Source organism: Dawidia cretensis (genome assembly GCF_018598175.1).
Lineage (GTDB): Bacteria > Bacteroidota > Bacteroidia > Cytophagales > Cyclobacteriaceae > Ohtaekwangia > Ohtaekwangia cretensis.
The window spans coordinates 1-438 of the sequence record NZ_JAHESE010000126.1 but is presented as its reverse complement, the minus strand read 5'-3'; the positions used below and the strand labels follow the sequence as shown (position 1 = coordinate 438).

1 protein-coding gene is annotated in these 438 nt (G+C 58.7%); it reads right to left on the bottom strand.

From position 1 onward, the window contains the following. Positions 1-411: hypothetical protein (locus tag KK062_RS30035; RefSeq protein WP_254088081.1), on the bottom strand; the 411-nt coding region annotated here is incomplete at its 3' end. Positions 412-438: the final 27 nt, after the last annotated feature.

Genomic DNA, 438 nt, shown 5'->3' with positions numbered 1-438 from the left:
ATCCAGGTATGTGCTGCCCATCGCTTGCCGGAAGGCCATGTCGAACGACAATGTGCCGTAATCGCTCAGGAGGGCATGGGCACGTATATACGCCCAGGTAGCGTTGTCGTCGCGCAGATTTTTGATCAGCTTCAGCTGGGCCCATGCCGATTCGCCACAGACTTGCCGGAAGGCGCCGGCCGAGGTGGGACGGCTTACGGTTACCACCCGCGCAAGGCCTTTGCCGCTGTTGCGGCTGATGCGTACCGCGGTGATTTTTTCATACGGCGCATCGGGACCGAGCGCGCGGTCGGCAAAGTATAGATAGGCGCCGTCGCGGAAGGAATACCGCACCGGCAGCGTAGCCTCCTGGGCCGACGAGCCAACCACCACCAGCGACAATAAAAGCGATAAACAATAGATGCGTTTCATGAGCGTAAGCATTAGAAGTCAATGGAC